We start from the raw sequence: 23,461 nt of genomic DNA on the forward strand, positions 1-23,461 counted from the left end.
CTTTACCGTTGTTGGGATGTAGGGAGTTAACCCCTCTTCTTCCATCCCATTTTCGTTGCCCTATTATCTGTTGATGGGAGCGATATTCGCAAGGTACAGCTTGGCTAATCAGACCACGCGTTTTTTCCTTTTTACTTTCAAGTTCTTTTCATATGAAACATCAGGTGAGTATACTGTAAGCTCATCAATAAGGAGCGAACCTGTGAACCCAAGACAAAATGAAATCCTGCAATTAGTGAACGACCGTAAACGCGTTCAAGTCACAGAGCTTTCTGACATCATTGGCGTGTCGGGTGTGACCATCAGACAGGATTTGAACTTTCTGGAGCAACAGGGCTACCTAAAGCGCGTTCACGGCGCAGCTACCGCGTTGCAAAGTGATGACATTGATGCCCGCCTAGAAGTACGTTTCGATATTAAACAATCGCTCGCAAACCAAGCTGCGGATTTGGTCGCATCGAATGAGACAGTGCTGATTGAAGGAGGCAGTGCCAATGCGTTGTTGGCTCGGACATTGGCTGAGCGCGGCGATGTGACCATTATTACGCCATCGGCGTATATCGCCCATCTCATCCGTAACACTTCTGCCAACATTATCTTGCTTGGTGGCGTGTATCAGCACCAAGGCGAGAGCTTGGTCGGACCGCTGACTAAGTTGTGTATTGAGAACATTCATTTCAGCACGGCCTTCTTGGGTATTGACGGCTTCCATCAAGACACTGGCTTTACTAGCCGCGACATGATGCGCGCTGAGATCGCAGAAACCATCATTGCGAAAAAAAGGCGCAATATTGTTCTAACGGATTCTAGTAAATTTGGGCAAATTTATCCCTCATCAATTGGTAAGACTGACGAAATATCAGTGCTGCTGACTGACAAAGCCGCTCCGAAAAGCGACCTTGAACAAATCAAAAAGCTAGGTGTGGAAGTTATATTAGGCTGATTAAGCCACGCTTCGTTTTCTCTTCGCGAGCATTGCTGTTGGGGAGAAACCGGTGACTAGCATAGTGCCGCTAAGCACTAGAATTGTTCCTATGATGGTGTTAGAGCCGACGGGCTCATCTAGCACCAAGTAGCCCCATAAGATACCAAAAACAGGAACAAGAAAAGTGACAGTCAGTGCTGAAGCTGGGCCGATATCAGAAACTAAGCGGAAATAGAGCAAATAAGCGAACCCTGTGCATACAACGCCGAGCGTGACAACAGAGCTCCATTCGAAATGACTTGGTTCTGCACGCATTGGTAAGAATGGTAGCAGCGGCAGTACCCAAATAACCGCCGCCCACATGCTGCCGTGAGCATTGTCAAAAGCAGGTACTTGTGGCGCATTTTTAGTGTAGTTGGTAGCAATGCCATAGCTGAAAGAAGCCATCAAACTGGCGGCAATAGGGAGCATGGCTTCTTCACCTATGGTTGAAGTATCTAAGCCGACCAAGACTGCAACGCCTCCTATGCCTATTAGCATACCGAGAACAGATTTCGCTGTGAGTGGGCTGCGGTACCAAACAAAGCCAACTAGTGCTCCCCATATTGGGGCGGTTGAGTTCAATATTGCTAAAGTTGATGCATTCAGTGTCTGGGCTGCGTACGCAAAGAGTAAAAATGGAACTGCGCTATTGAATAAGCCAATAATAAAGAAGTGTTTAGTATGCGCAGTTAACGTGAGTTTCTTCTTCAAATATACGGCGATCAATAACAAAGCGACGGCGGCAAATGTAACTCGAAATTCGATTAAGTAAGCCGGCCCGAATGTGTTGGCGGCGACTCGCATAAACAGAAACGAGCCACCCCAAATAGCAGCGAGGCAGAGTAAGCGAAAAAAACTGACGGCAGTCATTTGACATCCTTGGTCGAGGTCTAGCGCCTCATCGATTAATTGTTGCGCTAACAGTGAATTAAACCAAGGATGAGGTCAACCAGAAATGTAATGCCAGTTCCGGATCTGGCTAGCTTGGGCTCACGTTGATGGTGTGTTGTTGATTTGTGATCACTTAATGGCTCTCTGACCATACTGCGAATTCATTTCCACTCGGTTCAGTGAAGTGGAATCGACAGCCGCCGGGGAATTCGAAAATAGGGCGGATAATTTTTCCACCATGCTGCTCTACTTTTGTCTGAGTGGCCTGAATGTCTGAGCTATAAAATACTAAAAGTGCGCCACCATTTGCGGTTTGGTTTATAAACTCAGATTTGAAGAATCCGCCATCCAACCCTTGTCCTGAAAATGCAGAATATTCTGGACCATAATCGGTAAAGCTCCAGTCAAAAGCACGCTCAAAAAATTGTTTGGTCGCACTGACATTAGTGGAACCAAATTCAACGTAATTCAATTTTTCATGTTGATGCATGGTGAAATCCTTCTCGGTTACTATCGTTTCTAAGCGAACTTTTCTACGATGATGTCGTCCGCTTTTTCGACAAATAATGCGCCATTATCTCTGAGCTCTGTCAGCACATTCTCTACATTATCAGGCAGCACCGCACGAGTTGAAGCAAGATTAACTACCACATTGTAGCCAAGTTCCAGCGCTTGCATGACGGATTTTTTCACACAAAAGTCTAAGGCAAGGCCACCGATAACTAAGGTATCAATCCCGTTGAACTTTAGAAATTCATGCGCGCCTGTCGTTTTGGTGTCGGCAATATCATGGAAAAAAATACCGTAAGGGTGCGCGTCAGGATCCATACCTTTATTAACTTGAAAATCATAGTCCAACACGGGTGGTAAACCATCTAGCAGCTCAGAACCTGTTGTGCCAAGCACACAGTGACGGTTCCACTTTATATCCACATTCGGTAAACCAACGGGCTCAAGCATATTGGATGGCGATTCTGCATCCCACTTTGCTTTTGGTGGGTGTAAGTCACGACTGACCAGTTTTAATCGGCCTTTGGCATGATTACTCAGAAGCTCCGGTACGATTTCCAACGCACCTGCAACGGGCAGTTCATTTGGACATAACTCACTAAAGCCTTTCTCTGGATCAACGTCGATCACTGCTGTAGTTTGATAGTTTACTCGAACAGTCATGGCAGACTCCTTGTCTGTCTGATTGTCTGCGTTTATCCACGCAAACAGTTTTGAAAAAAGGTTACTTCGTCGCTAGTCAGCGTATATACCATTGCGGGTTTTCCACCTTTGCCTTTGTTGGTTGAAGCGACTTTATTAGTGGGTTTTAGTACGCCTGAATCTATCAAGCGGCGCTTAATCGTCATTCGGCTGATATCAATACCAAACTCTTGATAAGCAGAAATGATGTCCGCAACCAAAAACTCTTTGTCTAATGCAAACAAAAGAACCGATGTGTATTCAATGGATGCACGAAGCTTTTGCCACGCTTTTTCAATGGTTTTTTGATGATCAAATGCGAGAGTCTCTTCTCCATTGAGAATAGCCTGTAGCGAAAACCATTTAAGTTGGCATTCCGGTACACCTGCATTATTTATTTGCTCTACATTGTTACGATCGACTAAGGCGTAGTGCGTAATGTTTAAGCTCCAGTCTTCTGGGTCGCGCTTTGGATCACCGTCGATAAACGCTTCGCTAAAATGGCGAGGGTAGGTATGGATTTTCTCACGGCAAATTCGGCGACGCGCCGCTTCAAAGTTTTCATCGGCCGGGCGTCCGCCTTCACTGGTTAAGTCTTTATCAAAGACAAATCCGCCCGGTAGTGCCCAGACTCCATGGTATGGCCGATTTGGATTTGAACGTTTAATCAACAACACTTCCAATCCCTTATCGGCACAGCCAGATAGCCTGAATGGAATAATGTCGACAGATACGATCATGGTTGGGTCCTAATATTGATTTGTAAGTAATCTAGCGCATAACAAGTGGTCAATCAATGGGTAAGTAACGAGTTGTTAGAAACGTTTTTGGTAGTGTTCGTAATACGGTTTGAGCATAAATTTACGGATGACTCTGACTTATTCACAATGCTTGCTCGAATTCTAGACAAAAAAACCTTATAAAAATGAGTGGTTAGTAACAAAAGTTGACAAACTATAGATGGGTGTTTATTGTTTACGCAAATTAGTTAGTAACAAAAAGTTATATACCCAGGAAGGGCATGTAGAAGGGCACCTAATGACCACCAAACTATTTTCTTCCCGCATCATTCAAAGCGCTTTGGATTTCGATGTCTACAAAGTCAATATGATGAGTGCTGTAACAGCGCTTTACCCTGATGCGATGGTGTCATATAAGTTTATCGTGCGCAGTGAGGAAGACCTCTCTGAGCTTTTGCCTGAGGTAAAAGCCGAAGTCCTTAAACTGCAAGATATTCAATTTACGCAAGAAGAAATTGAATATATTAAGCGTGTCGCGCCTTACCTGAATCCTGACTTTGTTGATGCACTGCGCCATTTCCGTTTCAACCCACAAAGTGATGTCTCTTTCCATAATAAAGCCATGGCTGATGGCTCAAGCCAGTTAAGAATTACCATTAACGGTTTGTGGCGAGATACCATCTTGTACGAAACGATCATCATGAGTATCGTGTCTGAAGTTCGTAGCCGTCAGCGTTGGTCAGATATCCCTGTTGCGCAATTTACCACTGTTTTAGAAGAGAAAGTTCGGCACCTAAAGTCGGAACTAAAACGTCGTAAAATCACTAACTTTAAATTTTCTGACATGTCGACGCGTCGACGTTTTTCCTTCCAAGCTCAGCGCACTATGCTGGAATATTTGTGCCAGGAAGTGCCGGAATGTTTGACAGGAACAAGTAACTATCACTTAGCAAAAGAGCTAAACTTGACGCCTATCGGCACCGTTGCTCATGAATGGTTTATGGGACACCAAGCTCTGGTGAATGTGCGAGATTCGCAAAAAGTGGCGTTGCAACGTTGGCAAAAAATGTTTAATGGTGCACTAGGTATTGCGTTAACCGATACGATTGGTATCGATGCTTTCCTTAAAGACTTTGATGAAGAACTAAGTAACGCGTACTTCGGTGTACGTCACGATAGTGGTTGCCCTTATAGCTGGGGTGAAAAAATGATTGCACACTACCAGTCGCTGAATATAGACCCATTAACAAAAACACTGGTGTTTACCGACGGACTTAACTTCGAACAAGCGTTAGATATTTGCGAGTATTTCCAAGGACGTATTCAGGTGAGTTTTGGTATCGGTACTTTTCTTGCCAATGATATGGGTGATTATGTCAATAAAGATGGTGAAGCCTACCAGCCACTTTCTATCGTGATAAAAATGGTCACGTGCAATGGTTCACCGGTCGCCAAAATCAGTGACGAACCTGAGAAAGCCATGTGTGAAGATATCTTCTTTTTGATGAATCTCAAGCGCCGCTTTGAACAACCTCTTGATTTAAATGAGTGTCGTAAAATGATTGATCGTTTAGAAACTGAAGGTCAAAATTATCTCATCGACGCGTAGGCGTTATCCTCTCTCCATGATAAGCACCCTCTATCGTTACGACAAATTTATATAGGTAAACGTGGAGGGTGATTTCGTTATAGTAATATACAGAAGTAACCAGATACAGCGCAGGAAAGCACTCGAAAATTGATGTGTTATCTGCCTTTGATTGGTGTAAATCGATACGTTACAGCATCGTGGACGGCGTATCTTTATCCGACACTAAACTCAGTCTAATCACGTAGTTTGTTCCCACGTACCATGAGCTCACTCGGGTATAGGCGTCTATCTGCTTTTATGACTTTGGGCTTCACGTAGTTGCTTGAATCAGGAGTCAAAATGAACCTAGTAGTACATTTGCAAAAGAAAGCGATCCGAAAATATGGCTATGAGATGGCCACTCGCCAAGCATGGAAGTGTGGTATCAAGGCAAATCTTGTAAAGCGCGTGATTGGCCTTTTTAAAGGACAAATTGTTTGTGTGGTTGAAGGTTGCCGAGCAGAGTTTTCTTCTCCTCTTAATAACCCCCTTCACGAAGATGACAAGCAGGGGCGATATGTGTTTGTTGGCGGTGTATGCTGGGAACCAAATAACATTATAGCGCCTGGTTTCCCTGATTTTATGTTTATGCACGTGCGTAATCTAAGCCACCGTCATAAGTATTTAACGGATGACGAACTATTTTTGAGCTTGGCTTAAAAATAAATCTCATAGACTAGTTCAGCCCAATCATAATCAGTAGTGATACAGTTTTAGCTCTGTTGACACGTTGCTGAGTGTTTCTTGACGTATCTTTTATAAAACAGTGTTTCTTTACTTGTTAATGACAGAGGGTTTGTTTTCGTCTGATGTGATTTCCCTTTTGCGATTTACCATAACGCTCATCAAAGCAAACCATACTGGGATGTAAATCATGAATATGAAATCTATCGCAATTGCAACGGCAGTTGTTGCTGTACTAGCAGGCTGTAAAGACAAAACGCCACCAGCTCCAACTCAAGCAAACATTACTTTGGTTGAAGCGGTGACTGAAACGGTGAAAAAGCCGCACCAAGTATGTAAAGACGTGGTAGTAACCGAGCAAGTTGCCCCTGCGGATGACAATAAAATTATTGGTACGGTTGGTGGCGCAGCAGCTGGAGCAGCGCTGGGCAACCAAATCGGTGGTGGCTCAGGTAAAGTGATTGCAACTGCAGCTGGTACGATTGCTGGTGCACTGACAGGTCGTAAGATCCAGGAGAATGTGCAAAAAGGTGATGTAGTAACAACGACGAAAAAACAGTGTCATACAGAATATACGACATCTGATAAAGTAGTGGGTTACGACGTCACTTACGAAGTTTCAGGTGCACCAACGACGGTTCGTTTGGCGAGCAAGCCAGCGACAAAAACGTTCCCAATTCAAGATGGTAACGTTGTTCTACCACAATAGTTAGCGACTTAACCGAAGCGATTAACAAGCCCTTTTATCTTTGAGATGAAAGGGCTTTTTCACACAAGCGGCGTTTTCATCTGTTTTCCTATTGGAATGTGCGGCCAGAAATACCCGTTAATTTCCGTGTTCGATACAATCACTTTTCTAAAAGTACGAACGGAAAAAACATGGAAGATTTTTACCTGACCGAGCACGGTTTGGCTGGTTATTTCGAAGCGCAATGGTTCGACAAGTTCATTGAGGATCAACAGATTGAGATGATAACCAGTCGCTCAAAACAAGTCCCACTTTCTTTTTTGTCATCACCTCACTGCTCCCAAGTTGCTGATTTTATTGCGCAGGCGGTAATCGAAAGCAGCGTTCAGCCGTATTCCCTACTTGAGGTTGGGGCGGCGCTGGGAAGAAATTATTATGAGTTAGTGCAACGCTTACCTAACCTTAGAGAAGCGACGCTTGTGGAGCCTTCAAATAGGTTAATGGATGGCTTGAAGCAACTATTAATAGAAGAACAACGCGTCGAGCTTACTTACCTTCACGATGTGAACACCTTAAACACTTTAGAGGTAGAGAATAGAGATATCGTACAGAAATGTGCTCATGTTGATTTGACGCTAATTAACCAGCCTTTTGAGCTTGATACTCTCCAATCTCGCTTTGATTTAGTCGTATGTTTAAATGTGATTGATCAATGTGAGTCGCCACTTAGCGTGATCAATGCTCTAAAAAAAACCACCAAGGTGGGTGGGCTGATCGTTGTCTCTTGCACTTATCAGTGGAACGCGAAACACATCAAAAATAAAGAAGAGGCGGTTGATGATATCAAAGAATACTTTGCTGAAGGCTGGCGTCTAGTGTCGGAAGCCGAGCATGAATATCGCATCCGGTTTAATGATCGCTTTGCAAGGCAGTTTTTATCTCACGTAGTCGCTTACGTAAAAAATGATTAGAGCCACATAAAAAAACCGAGCACTTACGGCTCGGTTTTTTAGTCTTTGGGCTAGAGCACAACTTTAAGTAACGTGCGCTTCTTGTTGCTCTTGCAACTTTTTCTTGCGACGCTCTCGTTTAGAAAGCCAAACCAGAGGCACAACAATCATAATGGTTCCTATTGCCATAAATATATCTGGCACTTCTCCAAACCAAATCAATCCCACAAACACGGCACCAATTAAGCCACTGTATTCAGCGCTAGCAATTTTGTTGCTATCGATCGAGCGGTAAGCGATGACACATGTTGCTGCATAAATCATGATGAACAAACTTGAGCCAGCAGCAACAGGGAAAGCACTCCAGTCCCAAGGTTCTGCTTCGATCAGAACAAGCAAGAAGGCTACTGGAATACCTGCCAAGTTTGTCATCAATAACGTTTGCATCACAGACTGATTTTTTGGCAGTTTTCGAATGAGCAAGTTATTGATTGCTAAAGTAATTGCAACAACTAAAGCTGAAATGGCTGCCCAATCGATTTGGTCTGGACGAATGATGACCAATACACCGGCAAAGCCCATTATCGCTGCAGCGACCGATTGCTTAGACAACTGTTCTCCAAAAAAGATTGCTGCAAGTGGCAACATGATCAATGGCGCGGCGTAAAAGATCGCGTTCGCAGTTGCGAGCGGTAAAGATGAGATCGCCAAAACCATGAATATTGCACCAAGTAACCATACGTGAGCGCGAACAGCATGCCACTTAAACCCTTCAAGAAAAGGCGCATTTTTTGTTAGCAGGTAGACTGGCAGCAGGAAAAGCACCGCTGATATTTGTCGGAAAAAGACAAATTGAAAAATAGGCACTTCATTTCCGACACTTTTAATTAAAGAGTCCGAAAGCACCGCAATGAGATTTCCAATAATTAATAGCAGCATCGCTGCTCCGACCGATGTAACTTTCACTTTTTCCTCTCCTCTTTCTTTGCCAAAGAGTAGGTGATGTCATAGGATGAAGTGAAGTGATATTTATTAGTTTAAGTATGAGATTTTTAGATAATGAAATTGCCACCACTCAGAGCTGTTCACTGTTTTGAATCTGTTGCCAGAAACTCTAGCTTTTCGCTTGCTGCTGAAGAACTCAATGTGACGCAAAGTGCCGTTAGCCACCAGATACGATTATTAGAAGATTATTTGGGTGAATCATTATTTATCCGTCAAGGCAGAAAGCTCTCTTTGTCCGATACGGGCACCCGCTATTTAGAGGATATTAGCCCAGCAATTAGCTCAATTGCGATGGCCAGCCAAAAGGTGCGAGAAGGGGACAAAGGCAGCATACGGTTGGCGATTTATAGCTCGCTTGCCGTAAAGTGGCTTATTCCGCGTTTGTCTGATTTTAAGCGCTTACATCCAGAAATCGATCTGACACTCAATATGGTCGTTGGTGATCCTGAACAGACAGACAGCGTTGGCGATTGTTTTATCACGGTAGAAAAGCCAAAGCGAAACTACATGTCGGTAAAGTTATACGCGGAGACGCTGTATCCGGTCTGCAGCCATAAAATTTGGAAAGAGTTGCAAGATCAACCGATTCCAGAAGCGCTTTGGCGATACCCTATTTTGTCGACAGACTCAATTTATCGTGAGAGAGGAAAAGACTGGGCTGAGTGGTGCAGAGCGGGCGGTTACACCTTGCCGAAAGATGTCGATGTTCAACATTTTAGTCATATGTTGTTGGCAATAGAGGCGGCGCGTTATGACCAAGGCATCGCATTTGCGAATGATTTTATGCTCAATGAAAGAGATAAAGCGCACGATTTGGTGTACATCCCTTCTCATGGATTGGAAACCGGAGACAGCTTTTATTTTATTCATAAAAAGAGTCGAGCCAAGCAAGCGGAAATCATCAAACTCACTAACTGGTTGAAGCAGCAATGCTTGTGAAATGACTAAATTGTCAAAATTAAGAAAGAAAGTGGCAAAGTTGTGTCTAAATATTTCATGTTTTATTGAGTTTTTATTCATTAACATCCACTTGGTTTTGAAACCAAGTGAAATGGATAGCATGGCATGCTTAAGGATGGGCAAAACACAACCTCAATAATTAACAGGCAGTGAAATACAATGTTTAAAAAAACATGGCTAATGACAGCCCTTCTAGCAACATGTTCTGTTGCAAACGCAGCTCCTTACGTTGGTGCATCTGTAGGTCAAGCATCGTTTGGTGATGTTAATGGCTCTATCAATGGTGGTGGTACTAACGCTAGCACTAAACTTAAACTTGAAGATGACTCAAGCCTTTCAGGCAAAGTATTCGGTGGTTACAAATTCAACGAATACATTTCTCTAGAAGCAGCCATTGGTGGCTACGATGCTTTAGACGGCAAAGTTGTTACTGTTGGTGATATGAAGTATCTATCGATTCAGCCAAAAGCGACTCTACCGATTGGCGATCGTTTCAACCTTTTTGCTAAAGCTGGTCTTTCTTACTTCAATGCTGAATTCAAAATTAGCAACTCTGTGATTGACGGTAGCGCAGGCCATACCACCATTTCTGACAGCACTGTAACAGGCATGTACGGTTTAGGTGCAGAGTTCGCTATTACTGAAAACTTTGCTCTACAAGTTGAATGGGAATACATGATGCCTGAGCTAGACATTGCGAAATTTGGCAATGAAAAAGTAACGGTTGATGCAGACATCAATGTATTCTCTGTAGGTATGAGCTACCGTTTCTAAGAATACTTATTCAAGTTACCTCTTGGCTTAGTAAACGTTTTTGACTTCTGTTGGTCGAGCTGAGTCCAAGCTTTGAATTTGTTTAGATATAGCACAGGAAGTTTAGTTGCTAAGCGTCCTGTGCTATTTTTTTGCTTTGGAATAACTCTTAGGAATCTTTGTGAACGATGTCAATCTTAGGTATCTGGATCTACTGTTAAAGCACTTTGAACCTCACCAGTATCACCTTATTACGCTTTCTGAGCTAGAAGCGGTGATTTGCACGTCGAGGCGCAATGTTTCTATTGTGATGAAAAAGCTTGCCACTTACGATTGGGTCGATTGGCAACCTGCGATTGGCCGAAGTAACGCTAGCCGTCTCAGTATTAATATTTCCCTCCAACAAGCGATGACCGAGTTTTTGGTTGAGGAGCTTGGCAGAGGAAGAATGAACTCAATAACGAAACTTATTGATTGGTTCGGTCAAACCGCGGTTAGAGCACTGACTATCGCTTCTGAAAAAGTGAATCGATTGAATGAATCAAATAACGCTATTTTGATTTCTTCTTACCCTTGGGTATCCAAAATCGACCCTGCGAATACTTACCGTCACACTGAATTACACGTCGCGAAAAGCGTTTATGACGTATTGCTGACCCAAAATTCCAATGGTGGTATCGAGCCATCGTTAGCACACGAATGGAAAATGGAAGGCAAGGTAATGACGTTATGGTTGCGGCCAGGCATATATCGCCATGATGGCGAGCCCCTTAACATACAGGATGTGGTTTGGAGTATAGAAAGACTTAGGGAGATAAAAGGACCAGTTCACGAGCTCTGGCAATGCATTGATAGCGTGGTTGCAGAAACATCTAACTGCTTAAAAATCATATTGAAGTATCCGAACAAGTTGTTTCCATACATGCTAGCAACTCCTCATGCGTCTATTCTGTGTCGAGATGTCGTCTCTTTCGGTTCTAGTTATTCCTACCACATAGGGACTGGGCCATTTAAAATCAGCGGCTGGAACCAGGAGAGTATGACTCTTGAAGCGCACAAAGAGTATTTTTCAGCACGCGCATTGTTAGATCAAATAACGCTGTCTCATGGTGATGTTAAAACCTTAAATATGTTGAGCTTTAACCAAAGCTCCGATCACGTTGAAGTGGAAAAAATTAGCGCATTTTCATATCTGACCTACCGCGAACGCGTGGAATCCCAACTCACAAAAGAGACTTGGTATCAACTCGCTGATTACATCCATGTGCAAAAGCAAATTTATGATGCGCCAAGTGCCGTTGACAGCATTCAGTTAGAGACTCACGAGCAAGATTTATCAATAACAGATGGTGTTGTGATACCTAAACTGAAAGGTAAAGTGGTATTAGCTGAACCTGTCTGGACGATTCCGAGTTTAATTCGTCATTCCGAATGGTTGCACAGTGTGATTCGTGCAACGGGATTAGAGTTAGAGATCATTGTTATTGATGACATTAGTTTTCCTGAGGTAGTGTCTCACCAAGCAGATTTGCTCTTCATTGAGGAAGTCATGGAAGCACCATTTGAATATGGCATCTTCGAATGGCTGTCGATAGCAACTGGACTGCGTTTTAGTTTTGATCAAAGCCAGATGTTAAGCCATAGAGAAAAGGTTCGCAGGGCGATGGCAGATGATCACTCGCTACAGTCTTTATTAAACCTAGAGAAAGCGCTGCGCGATCAGTACCTATATTTGCCTTTGTTTGTTGGCTACGAAGAAGTGACAAAAACACAGCAAGTGCGAGGTGTGCAGGTGAAGAATACAGGCTATAGCGATTTACATAGGTTATGGATTGCTCATTTACACTAGAGTCGGTGTTCAAGATTATGCAAATGTCCAACGCATAAAGCCATCGAAATGATGGCTTTATAAGGGCGTATCGGATTAGAAGTTGTACGACACACTTGCGCCAACAACCCATTGGTTTGCGCTATCAACGATAGAAGAGTCGCTGATACCGCTGCCTAGGCGCGTGTATTGTGTCATTTGGCTTACTTGCCAGTTGTCGTTGATTGGCATAACAAGTTTGTAGCCCACACCATAGCTTACCGTTGAATCACCTTTGTATGCTTTGCGGTTTGCGTTTGCTTCGCGTTGTTTCACACCAAAGTAGTAATCTACGTAGTCTTCACTTTGATAAGTTAGGTTAGCAAAAGGAACAAAATCAACACTACCGAATTTCATGATGTGGAAGTAAGTCGCGCCCGCTAAGTAACCTTTGTAAGCACCGCTGATATCGTGCTGAAGGTATGTAGAAATGACGTTGTTTTGATCCAGTGTAAAGTCTGCGTTTAAACCTAGATCGACGGCGAAACGGCGTTTATCTGTGCCTTTCAGGCTTTTCGCTGTATCACCGTCGCGCATTACACCACTACCTACAAGGTAGGCACTCATGTTGATTAACTCATTGGTGTTACCGAAGAAGCGGTAGTTAATGCCACTTAGGTCGGCATTAAAGTCGTCACCATGGTAACCACCGTTGAGAATTGGTGCTGTATTATGCTTTTGATCTTTGAAAAGATCGCTGCCTTGAGCCACACCAGCTTCTACGTTCCAACCGCCTTCGTTGTTGTAGATGTTACCGTTACGAATGTAAGTATCGCCAGCGAAAGCTGAGCCAGCAGCTGTCAGAGTAAGTAGTGCAATTAATGTTTTTTTCATCATTTTTCCGAGTTGTTCTGTTTTGTTTTGTTTTGAACACTGTACAAAATGACGTTGTAAGCATCTATCGGCAAAGCGTATGGAAATGTAATGAACAATCAGGGTAAGAAGCAGAATGTTGCTTCAGAATAGAAAGGTTGCTGGAATAGCTTTCGTTAAAACAGCGAAAAAATCCGAGCTGGGGTGGCTCGGATTTGGGGTATTTATCAGGTATTGATACTAACTTCTTACTGTTTCGTTAAGTTGTATAGTGGTGCTAGGTCACCCGTTACTTTTTCGCCATTCATGTCTAGCTTCATAAGTACGTTTTCACCAACAAAGTATTGGTTTGGTGCATCTTCATTTGTCAACGTTACGATGCTGCCATTTGCGTCCCAAGTGAATTGACCTTCAGATTTTGATTGACCGTCTTCTTTGTCTTGGTAGCTTTCTTCAAGTACGTAAGTGCCATCTTGATTTAGTGTGATGGTCATATCGATACCAGCACAATCCGCGCAAGGTAGTGTTCCTTTGTAGGTGCCGTTCCAGTCCAGAGCACTTTGTGCGTTGTGTTCAGAGTCTACAAATGTCTCTTCAGTAATTACCTGTTCTTCTTCTACTGGTAACGTGTCAATTGTCTCAGTCGTAACGTCTGCACTGGTGGTGACTTCAGTTTCCGTTGCCTGAGGTACTTCAACTGCGCTTGTTTCGGCAGGTTTCTCATCTTGACAGCCTGCAAGAATGATTACCGCGCCTGTTAGTGCCAACATTGTCTTTTTCATTTTATCCCTCTTTAAATCAAGATTTTGTATGAGAATAATAGTAGACATTTATCGGGGATTTGCGTCATCAAAAAGCAATAGAATGATCTAACTATGTCAATAAAACCGGATATGAGCATGAAATTGTCAGGAAAATCAGAACAATGTAAATGTTGATTTGGGTATCAAGCTTGAGCCCACAGATAAATATCTAAAAAGGGGAGTGGGAGCGAGTTAATTGATAACAGCCCACATTGTTGTGAGCTGTATTATCAACATCATCTAAGAAACGTTATTGAAGCTTGAGCGTGAAGTGCCCCGTTTTGTGCTTCGTTGAACAGAAAACAGCTCCGCAATAACCTGACGATTTAATTCGCCTTTCAAATTGCCGTGCTCATCGATGACGGGCAGTGAATATTCACACGACATGACTTCAGTCAGCACTTGCTCAATGGCTAAATGTGGAGAGATGGTAGGCGCCTCTTCATAGATATCATCACGCCAATCTGATAGGTGAGTTAACTTCGCTGCGTTTAGCAATCCTTGCTGTGTTATCACGCCTTGATAGCCTGCATTGGTCTCATGGTAGGCATAATCACGTTTAACACGTTTCATTTCACTCAGCGCATCTTCAATGGTTTCAGCGCTAACACAGTACGAAGGTGGCTGCATCAGCGTTTCGACCGTCAGTGCTCGCGCTCTATTGACGTCTTTTACAAAGGCTTCAACGTACTCATCGGCAGGATGCAGTAAGATTTCGTCTGGTGAACCTTGTTGGACCAGTTCACCGTCTTTAAGTATCGCGATGCGATCGCCAAGTCGAAGCGCTTCATCTAAATCATGAGTAATGAAAATAATGGTTTTGTGCAGCTTCTGTTGCAGCTCTACCAACTGATCTTGCATTTCGCTTCGAATCAGAGGGTCCAATGCTGAGAAAGCCTCGTCCATCAACAGTATTTCGGCGTCGGTAGCCAGTGCCCGTGCAAGGCCCACACGCTGTTGCTGTCCACCCGATAGTTGAGCAGGATACTGGTGCTCATAACCCGTCAGTCCAACGGTTTCTAACCATTCATTTGCTTTTTCTAAGCGCGCCTCTTTATTTATTCCCTGAACTTCTAAACCATATGCGATGTTGTCGATAACAGTGCGATGAGGCAGCAAGCCAAAGCGTTGGAACACCATAGACATCTTGTGACGGCGAAACTGTTCAAGCTCTTTGTTAGAAAGTTGCATGACATCCACCCCTTCTACCATAATCTGCCCCATGGTTGGATCGATTAATCGGTTGAAGTGGCGAATCATGGTGGATTTTCCAGAACCGGATAATCCCATAATGACAAAAATTTCACCCTTTTGAATTTGCAGGTTGATGTCTTTTAGTCCGACCGTGTGGCCCGTTTCCGCTAAAACCTGCTCTTTACTATGTCCCAACTTAACGCGCTCAATCACGCTATTGGGTTTGGGGCCGAAGATTTTATACAGACCGCTGATTTCGATAAGTGGACTAGTCATGTTTTGAATCTCCTAAATGAGCTTGAGTGCGTTTCGCATACGCTTGTGAAGCACGATCAAAAAGGATTGCTAGGGCGACAATTGCTAAACCATTGAGAAGACCAAGAGTGAAATATTGATTGGTAATAGACTTTAGAACAGGCTGACCTAAACCTTTTACCCCAATCATTGATGCGATGACCACCATTGACAGTGCCATCATGATCGTTTGGTTAATTCCCGCCATGATGGTTGGCATTGCAAGCGGAAGCTGAACCCCAAAAAGCCGTTGCCGAGTGCTGGCACCAAATGCGGTTGCGGCTTCCAATACTTCTTTATCAACTAGACGAATGCCCAAATTGGTTAAACGAATAACCGGTGGAATCGCGTAGATCACTACTGCGATAAGGCCAGGAATTTTCCCGATGCCCAATAACATCACAACTGGAATGAGATACACAAATGCCGGCATGGTTTGCATGACGTCGAGTAATGGTGTTACCACCGACTGAATGCGATTAGAGCGCGCCATAGCGATGCCGATAGGGATACCAAGTGCGATGGCAAGCATGGTACATACAGTGATGATACTGAGCGTGCGCATAGTGTCTTCCCACATTCCAAAATAGCCAATCAGAATCAGCGAACCAAAACATGCAGCGGCCAGTTTCCAAGAGCGGCTGGCGGCATAAACGAGAGTGGTGCAGACACCTAAAATAATGAACCAAGGTGTAGAAATCAGAAGTTTTTCAAACCAGACAAGAAACGAAAGGAGCGGATCAAACAGAGACTCAATGAGTTCACCATACTCGCGAGAGAAATCTCTATAGGCGCCGTCGAGTGTTTTGCGAATCGCCCTGAGATCAGAGGCATCCATTTCCGGGAATTCGCTGAGCCAATTTGAGTCAGACATATGTACTTCCTTTTTCTGATATACCTAAGCGCTCTCAAGAAACTTAATTTGGCAAGAAGAGTAGGGCACCTAGGCCAAGTAATGGTCGTTCGACAGGTTCTGTATCGAAAGTATTACCCTTTAAGCTCAGGCCAATGTCGTCAAACTTCTCTTTTTCGTTCCTTAGGTATACATCCTTTTAAATAAAACAATCATTAGTGTTCAAACTAATGATTTGCTTGGATTATAGTTTTTCTTCTTCAATAAAATGAACACATTAGCGTGTATTTGTATGAAAAATCTGCGCAAACTAACGTTTTTATTATCCGGTTAATTAGAATTGATCTTTTTGTTCGTTTGTCATCAAAATTCCTAAATTATTAGATGTCTAATTAATGCTGATGTATTACGTATTTGTCGTGTTGATTTTTGCAAACTTAGTTTATTGGCATATGCTAAAAATTTTATTGGCATATGCCAGTTTAAGGCGTAATTTGACTCTGTGTTTTTGAGGGACAATGATGGCAAGACCAAAGATAGAAAGACGAATATGCGGACGTGCGGCTCACCACTGCTTTAAGCCCAATGGCATTCCATTTAATCAGTTGGAGCAAGTCGCCATATTACCAGAAGAGTTAGAAGCGCTACGTTTAGCCGACTTAGAGGGGCTTAGCCAGCAGCAAGCTGCGGAGCAGATGGGCGTTTCTAGACAAACTTTTGGTAACACAGTAAAAAGTGCAAGATTGAAAGTCGCAAAAAGTTTAGTTGAAGGTCATGCATTAGTTTTTCCGAATGAGGAGTCAAACTTATGATTTATGCTATTCCTAATGATGGTGAGCGGGTGGCAAACCACTTTGTAAAAGCACCATACATCGCTATTTATTCTGATACTGACGGTATGCTAAAAAACTTAGCGAACATTGCTTCTATGCCACAAGCGGGTTGCAATGCGAAGTCTCAGTTGATTCAGTCTCTACAAGGGTACAATGTGGATGCTGTTCTTGTGCGAAATATCGGTGAACGTGTATTGGCAAAGCTACTTAGCAGTGGCACGCCAGTATTTAGGCTGTCTACTCGCAGCTCATTGGAAGATGTACTTGCCGTTCCGAGAGAGCCACTGACAGACGTATCGCAAGGTCGTCCATCAACCAATCATCAGAAAAAAGGTGGCTGCGGCTCCTGTGGTGGCCCAAAATCAAAACCCTCCTTGTTGGCAAGACCTAAAGCGCTACTCAAAGCGACATCTAGCCCTGCTATACTTAAGCTAGAGTCGATGGCTAATAAGGCAGGTTAATATGGTTTGGTTATTTACCTTTCTTGGTTTTCTCGCAATCATTTTGTTGATGTCACTTGGCGTCATTTTTCATAACAAGCGCATTCAAGGGAGTTGTGGTGGTTTGAATAATGTCGGCGTTGACAAGGTGTGCAATTGTGAAACCTCATGCGCAGAGCCTGAAAGGCGTTTATATCAAATCTCAGAGCCTAACTCATCACCTGAGCGCTAAGGCTTTTGACCCATTGCGGCAAGGTTCGTCGAAACCAGTCCAAATATTTGCTGGTCTGCGGACTCTCTCTGGAGACCAGTATGTTGACTACCTCGACAACGATCCACGCTTTTGCTAGTCCGATATCGCGCGCCAATGCTGTTGTTTCACCTTTCTCTGCGCACTCTATATACTTGCCTGCTACGTTCAAGTAATCATCAAATGTGCCCATGCCCTCGATGAGCGGCGCTAAATCTATCGCGACATGCCCTGTAGAAAAACGCTCCCAGTCGAACAGCACCAGCTCGCCATTTTTGCACTGTCCCCAGTTTCCAGCATTGGTGTCTCCGGAGATCAAGTTCTGCCCTTCGAAAAGGTGCGCCGATCGTTGTTGGAGGTTGTGGAAGAACTGTTCTGTCTCTGAGCCCAGTTTAAGTGTTGCGAGTGCTTGTTGGGTTGCATGTGGTGTCCACTGATGGCGGTGATAAACACCATCTGATGTTGGTGGAAGTTTGTGCAGTTTGACGAGTTGTTCAATGACTCGATCATCTTCAAGCAAGAATGCTTGCTCGACTGCGTGGGGAACGTATTCAATGTGCAGAACGTTTTTCTGGTCGTCGAGTTGAATCAAGCGCGGTACGTGTATTCCAAGCGCGTTAAACTGTTCGGCATAGCGTTGATAAAACGCGACTTCTATTTGAGTAGGGTTACGTTTTTCTATTACTTGGACGCCATCTTTTTCGATGAGAAAAACTTTGGCACTGCCCATTTGGTTGAGTTCTTGCTGCGACACCGGACTTCCTGTCTTCATGTAGAGAGAGCTCACCTTAATCGCTGCACTCACGTTTGCCAATAGCCACGACAAAGTGCCTCAAAAATATTAAATGCAACTGTTTAAATATGATTTTGTCGTTGGTGTCTAAATTTTACACAGTTACGCCTGTACTCCGATAAATTCGTTCTACGCTTACTATTCGTCTTAATAAAGGAGAACCAAAATGGCTGTAATGAAGCAGGATATTCCAAATCGTGTAACGGTTTACCATGACAATATCGATCAAGAACAAGAGCTGAAAAATGCGATGCTGCCAGAGAAACCGCGCTACTTTAACGGTGCTCCGACTTACAAAGCGAACAGCATCGAAGAGTTTGAAAGCAAAATCAGTCAGATAGGTTTGTCTCTCGATAAATAATTTTTCTTTTACCTAAAAGCGCCCTCAAAATGAGGGCGCTTTTTTGTTTATGTGATTGATTTGAATCTTAGGGAATTAACCTTGTTGTGTACTGCCTTGGCAGACCTGTTTTTGCACTGCTGGTGGCGCAGGCTCGTAATGGCTTAAGGTCATACTAAAGCTGCCTTCACCACCAGTGATAGAGCGTAATCGACGAGCGTAATCTTGCAGCTCGTTTACAGGTGACTTGGCTCTGAGTAAGGTGAAGCTGCTGTCGATTGGCTCGGTGCCTTCGATTAAGCCTCGGTTTCCAGATAAATCTCCAGAAACATCGCCAACGTTCGCGGTTGGGATGTGCAGTTCCATCTGGACAATGGGTTCTAGCACAATAGGATCTGCGTTGTTAATCGCATCTAAAAAGGCTTTCTTACCTGCGATGACAAACGCAATTTCTTTCGAATCGACGGAGTGATATTTACCGTCATAAACGGTGACTTCCACATCCTTAATTGGGTTGCCAGAAATCGCGCCTTCCTCTAACGCTTGCAAAATACCTTTTTCTACAGCAGGAATGAGCGCGGTTGGAATGGCGCCACCCACCACTTTGTTGATGAACTTAAATCCGGCACCACGTTCGAGTGGACGAACCTTCAATTGCACTTCACCAAACTGGCCTGCACCGCCACTTTGTTTTTTGTGTCGATAATGCCCTTCGGCAGGTTTGGTGATGGTTTCAAAGTATTCGACGCTTGGTTGGCAGGTTTCGACGTCCAGTTTGTACACGTTCGCCATCTTTTCTAATGCGACTTTGAGGTGAAACTCCCCTTGGCCGCTGATGATGGTTTCGTTGGTGCGAGCGCGATGTTCGATGCGCAGAGAAGGGTCTTCACTGGCAATTTTATTCAGCACATCTCCTAATTTTTGCTCATCTCCACGCTTAAGAGGCTTCAAGCACAAAGAATACATGGAGTCAGGAAGGTCCAACGTTTTGAGTTGAACACCATCTTCTTCGTGAGAGTCATGAACGATTGAATCGAATTCGAGATCATCCACTTTGGCTAAAACGCAGAAGTCGCCCGCAAGCGCGCGAGGGATCTCGGTTCTATCTTTGCCCTGCAGTTGATATAAGTGCCCAACTTTAAATGCCTTGTTGCTTTCGCCAATATAAAGCTGGCTGCCCGCATTGATTTCCCCCTGATACACACGTAAGTAGGCAAGTTTTCCCATATATGGGTCGACGCTGACTTTGTACACGTGTGCGACGGTGTGCTCTAAGGTTTCGCAATTTACTTTGATTTTTTTGCCGTTCTTTTCCAGTTGAGGAGGGTTACCCTCGTTTGGCATGGGCATGATCTCCGCCAAGGTGCGCAGCAGCAACTCGACGCCTGTGCCGGTTTGTGCTGAGACAAAACAGACCGGAATCACATGTCCAGTTCTTAGTGCTTCTTCAAACGGATCATGCAGTTGCTCTGCGGTGAGTTCGGAGCCTTGTTCCAGATACAGTTCCATTAGTTCTTCATCGACTTCGATAACTTGGTCAATCAAGGTCTCATGAGCTTCATCTAACGTTGCAAGTAAGGTTTCTCGTCCCAATTCTGGTTCGAAATAGCAGTCAACTACAGATTCCCCGTCAGTCGAAGGTAAGTTGATCGGCAAGCAGTGGTCACCAAAATGCTCAACGATGTTCTCCATCAATCTCTCTAACTGATTACCGTGGTTATCGAGCTTATTGATGATGATCATCTGACATTTTTGCTGCTCTTTTGCAAAGGTGAATAAGCGATCGGAAGTTTGGTTAAGCGGTGTTTGAGGGTCGATGACAAGGGCGGATGTTTCAACGGCAGGAAAAACGCTGATAGTACGGCCAAGTAACTCGTTTTGTCCCGGAGTGTCGATGATATTGAGCCGGTGTTTATTCCAGCGCAGTGCGACTGGCGTTGCTTCAATACTGTGTTGATATTGGATGGATTGAGGGTCGAAGTCGGTAACAGTATCGCCTTTTTCTACGCTGCCTAAATGGTGGGTGGCATCGCAGGTGAAGAGCAGTTTTTCTATCAGTGTGGTTTTACCGGTCCCGGTTTGACCGACAAAAGCGATATTGCGTATTTTATTGATAGGCATAGAGCCTCCTTGCAAGATGGCGTGAAAAACCTACGAATTGCTAGGAAGTGGGTTGTTATAGAAACCCACGCACTGCATTGGAGTAGGGCGGGATTACCGCCTATTCGTTTTCCACGTCATTTTCCGGATGACTCGATGCATAAGATCACCTTCTTGGACTACTGGAATCTTAGCATGCCTCAATAACCATATAATTTATGTGACTTATTTCATGATGGGGCTGATTGTTTTTTTATCGAGATCATAAACTCAGAGGTTCTGACTTTTGGAGTAAAACCTCTGGATTGTTTAGGCTATTTGGAAAGAACGATTTCGCCGTCGCGATAAACCAAGCTTGGCGTTACATCTTGTCCTAGTAACACCGGGCCATCAAGATCGACAACGCTCGCCTGAGCAGCAATGGGTAACGCGGCTCGCATCGCCAGCGACGTCCCCAACATACAACCGGACATGAGGCTAAAACCGAGTTTTTGGGCGTCGTCGGCTAATAATAGTGCTTCAGTGAGCCCGCCAGTTTTATCTAGCTTAATGTTCACCATCTCGTATTTGCCAAGCAGTTGATGCAATTGCTCTCTGGTGTGACAACTTTCATCGGCGCAAAGTGGAATGGGGTGTGGAATGCTGGCGAGTACGTCGTCGCAGTCTTGTGGCAACGGTTGCTCGATCATGGTGATATTAAACGGTTCGAGTTGAGCAAATACCGTCGCGAGGTCGAGGTTTTGCCACGCTTCATTCGCATCTAAGACAATTTGTGCGTGCGGCGCGGCATCGCGTACTGCTGCAACGCGCTCAATCACGTTTTCACCATCCAGTTTTACCTTTAGCAGTTTTGCGCCTTGGCTAAGGTAAGCTTGTGCCTGTTTTGCCATCGCTTGCGGCGTGTCGATAGAAACCGTCATCGCCGTCACAATCGCCTCGGGTAACGTAAAGAGGTCGTGAACCTGCTGCTTTTGGCTCAAAAGCGCGTGAAGATGCCAAAGGGCGCAATCCAATGCATTTCTTGCCGCCCCTGCGGGTAATAACGATTGAAGCTGGCTTTTGAGAACCATGACATCAGCTTCGCCTTTGGCATACAAACTTTGCAGTTCATGCGCGGCGTGAGAAATCGCCTTAATCACCGATTCAACCGATTCACCATAACGAGGGTATGGCGTGCATTCACCTTGGGCGGTCATGCCTCGATGTTCAATTGTCACGCGGACTACGTGGCACTCTGTCCGACTGCCGCGAGAGATGCGAAATGGTGTCGCCATGGCAATCGTGACAGGTTCTACATGAATTTTCATCTCACTAGTTTTCCCTAAACCGCAGTTATTTTCTAAACCGTAAATGTTTCTTAAATTGTAAGGAGCCTATCTGCAACCGCATCAACGCCAAAACGTACAGGGTCGGTGACGGGCACTTGGTATTTGTCGCTCCAATCCTGGCATAACTGGGCTGCATCTTCTTCGCTGAGCGCAGAAGTGTTTAAGCAAATACCCACTAATTGAGCGTTTGGATTTGTTAGGCGAGCAGCGGCCAGATTCGCTTCTATCGTTTGTTCAATGGTTGGCAAGCTCACATGTGGTAAGTTCCGGATGTGTGGTCGACCAATCTCATGGCACAGTATCAGAGCGTCAGCTTGTGCGCCGTGAAGTAAGCCCAAACTTACGCCAGCAAACGAAGGGTTAAACAATGAACCTTGCCCTTCGATGATATCCCAATCGTGATCGGTGAACTCAGGGCTGATCGCTTCTACTGCGCCGGAGATAAAATCGGCAACTACAGCATCAATCGAAATGCCACTGCCTGCGATGAGAATTCCGGTTTGACCCGTTGCTTTGAACTCTGCACGACAGTTTTTACGCTTCAATGCATGCTCAATGGCAAGGGCAGAGTACATTTTGCCAACGGAGCAATCTGTCCCTACAGTAAGTACTCGCTTGCCTGCGCGAGCTTTGCCATTGCCGACCTTGAGCGGGGCATCATAATGGCGAACATCATACAGTTTGGTTAATCCGCGTTGTTCTAGATCGGCAAGGGGAGCAAATTCCGCCAAACGTTGGTGCATGCCCGATGCAATTTCAAATCCCATCTCTGCCGCTTCAAGTAAGGTTGCTTGCCAAGCTTCGGGAATGACGCCTCCTGGATTTGCAGTGCCAAGCACCAGCGTTTTTGCTCCTTGCTGCTGCGCTTGTTGTAGTGTCATGTCGGTTAAACCAAGCGATACGGTTTCTGGCGTCAGGCGGATTTGGCCAAGACAAATCTCAGGTCGCCATTGATATATGCCACGCGCGGTTTTTGCTGCGAGTGGATCGGTTACATCGCCAAGAAAAAGTAGGTAAGGTTGAGCAATTTGCATGATGGTTCCCTTCGTCATCGTTATTGCTCATTAATGTAGCCAGACTGATTTAGGAAACCG

25 protein-coding genes are annotated in these 23,461 nt (G+C 44.5%); 12 read left to right on the forward strand and 13 right to left on the reverse strand.

The annotated features are described in order from the left end of the window. Positions 1-202 precede the first annotated feature (202 nt). Complete coding sequence (locus tag R7P69_RS05005) at positions 203-943, forward strand: DNA-binding transcriptional regulator YciT (protein ID WP_054701518.1); 741 nt, start codon at positions 203-205, stop codon at positions 941-943. Here R7P69_RS05005 and R7P69_RS05010 read toward each other — a convergent pair whose 3' ends face one another. The 4 genes from R7P69_RS05010 to R7P69_RS05025 form a co-directional block, all read right to left on the reverse strand. Continuing rightward, on the reverse strand, positions 944-1,837 hold the full coding sequence (locus tag R7P69_RS05010) for a DMT family transporter (protein WP_005373960.1): 894 nt from the start codon (positions 1,835-1,837) through the stop codon (positions 944-946). It abuts the gene before it with no gap. A 154-nt stretch (positions 1,838-1,991) separates the two neighbouring features. After that, complete coding sequence (locus R7P69_RS05015; protein ID WP_042523322.1) at positions 1,992-2,348, reverse strand: VOC family protein; 357 nt, start codon at positions 2,346-2,348, stop codon at positions 1,992-1,994. Between the two features lie 29 nt (positions 2,349-2,377). Then, positions 2,378-3,031, reverse strand: coding sequence for an isochorismatase family protein (locus R7P69_RS05020; RefSeq protein WP_054579245.1), 654 nt, complete (start codon positions 3,029-3,031; stop codon positions 2,378-2,380). A 32-nt stretch (positions 3,032-3,063) separates the two neighbouring features. After that, positions 3,064-3,789, reverse strand: a complete 726-nt coding sequence (locus R7P69_RS05025) for an NUDIX domain-containing protein (protein WP_005373953.1) — start codon at positions 3,787-3,789, stop codon at positions 3,064-3,066. 298 nt (positions 3,790-4,087) lie between these two features. Between R7P69_RS05025 and pncB the strand changes: the two genes are divergently transcribed. From pncB to R7P69_RS05045, 4 genes are all read left to right on the forward strand, one after another. Beyond that, positions 4,088-5,398 carry a nicotinate phosphoribosyltransferase gene (gene pncB, locus R7P69_RS05030; protein WP_005373949.1) on the forward strand — a complete coding sequence of 437 codons (1,311 nt, stop codon included), beginning with the start codon at positions 4,088-4,090 and terminating at the stop codon, positions 5,396-5,398. A gap of 321 nt (positions 5,399-5,719) precedes the next feature. Continuing rightward, the gene (locus tag R7P69_RS05035) at positions 5,720-6,079 is read left to right on the forward strand and encodes a hypothetical protein (RefSeq protein WP_005373947.1); all 360 of its coding nucleotides are present in this window, start codon (positions 5,720-5,722) and stop codon (positions 6,077-6,079) included. A gap of 214 nt (positions 6,080-6,293) precedes the next feature. Further along, complete coding sequence (locus R7P69_RS05040) at positions 6,294-6,812, forward strand: glycine zipper 2TM domain-containing protein (RefSeq protein ID WP_005373945.1); 519 nt, start codon at positions 6,294-6,296, stop codon at positions 6,810-6,812. 170 nt (positions 6,813-6,982) lie between these two features. Beyond that, positions 6,983-7,762: a methyltransferase domain-containing protein gene (locus R7P69_RS05045; protein WP_017819786.1), complete on the forward strand. Its 780-nt coding sequence runs from the start codon at positions 6,983-6,985 to the stop codon at positions 7,760-7,762. Positions 7,763-7,825: 63 nt separating this feature from the next. Here the strand turns inward: R7P69_RS05045 and R7P69_RS05050 are convergent, their stop codons facing one another. Further along, complete coding sequence (locus tag R7P69_RS05050) at positions 7,826-8,707, reverse strand: DMT family transporter (RefSeq protein ID WP_238952770.1); 882 nt, start codon at positions 8,705-8,707, stop codon at positions 7,826-7,828. Between the two features lie 93 nt (positions 8,708-8,800). Here R7P69_RS05050 and R7P69_RS05055 point away from each other — a divergent pair, with 93 nt between their 5' ends. The 3 genes from R7P69_RS05055 to R7P69_RS05065 all read left to right on the forward strand — a co-directional run bounded on the left by R7P69_RS05055 (position 8,801) and on the right by R7P69_RS05065 (position 12,308). Beyond that, the gene (locus tag R7P69_RS05055; protein ID WP_005387224.1) at positions 8,801-9,685 is read left to right on the forward strand and encodes a LysR family transcriptional regulator; all 885 of its coding nucleotides are present in this window, start codon (positions 8,801-8,803) and stop codon (positions 9,683-9,685) included. Positions 9,686-9,865: 180 nt separating this feature from the next. Beyond that, positions 9,866-10,480: an outer membrane beta-barrel protein gene (locus R7P69_RS05060; protein WP_005373936.1), complete on the forward strand. Its 615-nt coding sequence runs from the start codon at positions 9,866-9,868 to the stop codon at positions 10,478-10,480. A 160-nt stretch (positions 10,481-10,640) separates the two neighbouring features. Then, complete coding sequence (locus R7P69_RS05065; RefSeq protein ID WP_238952769.1) at positions 10,641-12,308, forward strand: ABC transporter substrate-binding protein; 1,668 nt, start codon at positions 10,641-10,643, stop codon at positions 12,306-12,308. A gap of 75 nt (positions 12,309-12,383) precedes the next feature. Here the strand turns inward: R7P69_RS05065 and ompV are convergent, their stop codons facing one another. The 4 genes from ompV to R7P69_RS05085 form a co-directional block, all read right to left on the reverse strand. Continuing rightward, positions 12,384-13,160, reverse strand: a complete 777-nt coding sequence (gene ompV / locus R7P69_RS05070) for an outer membrane protein OmpV (protein ID WP_017635134.1) — start codon at positions 13,158-13,160, stop codon at positions 12,384-12,386. Positions 13,161-13,387: 227 nt separating this feature from the next. After that, positions 13,388-13,921: a copper resistance protein NlpE gene (locus R7P69_RS05075; protein WP_005373930.1), complete on the reverse strand. Its 534-nt coding sequence runs from the start codon at positions 13,919-13,921 to the stop codon at positions 13,388-13,390. A 261-nt stretch (positions 13,922-14,182) separates the two neighbouring features. Then, on the reverse strand, positions 14,183-15,412 hold the full coding sequence (locus R7P69_RS05080) for a glycine betaine/L-proline ABC transporter ATP-binding protein (protein ID WP_238952768.1): 1,230 nt from the start codon (positions 15,410-15,412) through the stop codon (positions 14,183-14,185). Next, positions 15,405-16,304: an ABC transporter permease gene (locus R7P69_RS05085; RefSeq protein WP_064354518.1), complete on the reverse strand. Its 900-nt coding sequence runs from the start codon at positions 16,302-16,304 to the stop codon at positions 15,405-15,407. The genes R7P69_RS05080 and R7P69_RS05085 overlap by 8 nt, the downstream gene beginning before the upstream one ends. 500 nt (positions 16,305-16,804) lie before the next feature. On the opposite strand from R7P69_RS05085, the gene R7P69_RS05090 reads away from it, so the two are divergent. The 3 genes from R7P69_RS05090 to nqrM are packed head-to-tail and all read left to right on the forward strand — an operon-like array spanning position 16,805 to position 17,788. Further along, positions 16,805-17,095 (forward strand): DUF134 domain-containing protein, encoded by a 291-nt coding sequence (locus R7P69_RS05090; protein ID WP_005373924.1) that lies wholly within the window; start codon positions 16,805-16,807, stop codon positions 17,093-17,095. Then, positions 17,092-17,577 carry a NifB/NifX family molybdenum-iron cluster-binding protein gene (locus R7P69_RS05095; protein WP_238952767.1) on the forward strand — a complete coding sequence of 162 codons (486 nt, stop codon included), beginning with the start codon at positions 17,092-17,094 and terminating at the stop codon, positions 17,575-17,577. Before R7P69_RS05090 ends, R7P69_RS05095 begins: the two co-directional genes overlap by 4 nt. A gap of 1 nt (position 17,578) precedes the next feature. Next, positions 17,579-17,788 carry a (Na+)-NQR maturation NqrM gene (gene nqrM, locus R7P69_RS05100; protein WP_017635136.1) on the forward strand — a complete coding sequence of 70 codons (210 nt, stop codon included), beginning with the start codon at positions 17,579-17,581 and terminating at the stop codon, positions 17,786-17,788. Here nqrM and R7P69_RS05105 read toward each other — a convergent pair. Next, entirely contained in the window at positions 17,766-18,578 is an 813-nt protein-coding gene (locus R7P69_RS05105) for an aminoglycoside phosphotransferase family protein (RefSeq protein WP_238952766.1), read from the reverse strand. The genes nqrM and R7P69_RS05105 overlap by 23 nt on opposite strands. 187 nt (positions 18,579-18,765) lie before the next feature. On the opposite strand from R7P69_RS05105, the gene R7P69_RS05110 reads away from it, so the two are divergent. After that, a complete protein-coding gene (locus R7P69_RS05110) occupies positions 18,766-18,960 on the forward strand; it encodes a hypothetical protein (RefSeq protein WP_005373920.1) in 195 nt (64 codons plus the stop codon). A gap of 75 nt (positions 18,961-19,035) precedes the next feature. Here R7P69_RS05110 and fusA read toward each other — a convergent pair whose 3' ends face one another. The 3 genes from fusA to dgcN form a co-directional block, all read right to left on the reverse strand. Further along, positions 19,036-21,060, reverse strand: coding sequence for an elongation factor G (gene fusA, locus R7P69_RS05115; RefSeq protein ID WP_238952765.1), 2,025 nt, complete (start codon positions 21,058-21,060; stop codon positions 19,036-19,038). Between the two features lie 293 nt (positions 21,061-21,353). After that, the gene (gene dgcA / locus R7P69_RS05120; protein ID WP_064376185.1) at positions 21,354-22,346 is read right to left on the reverse strand and encodes an N-acetyl-D-Glu racemase DgcA; all 993 of its coding nucleotides are present in this window, start codon (positions 22,344-22,346) and stop codon (positions 21,354-21,356) included. A 50-nt stretch (positions 22,347-22,396) separates the two neighbouring features. Further along, a complete protein-coding gene (gene dgcN, locus R7P69_RS05125; protein WP_213966693.1) occupies positions 22,397-23,401 on the reverse strand; it encodes an N-acetyltransferase DgcN in 1,005 nt (334 codons plus the stop codon). Between the last annotated feature and the right edge of the window lie 60 nt (positions 23,402-23,461).

The sequence above is a fragment of the Vibrio sp. 661 genome (genome assembly GCF_033339315.1).
Lineage (GTDB): Bacteria > Pseudomonadota > Gammaproteobacteria > Enterobacterales > Vibrionaceae > Vibrio > Vibrio alginolyticus.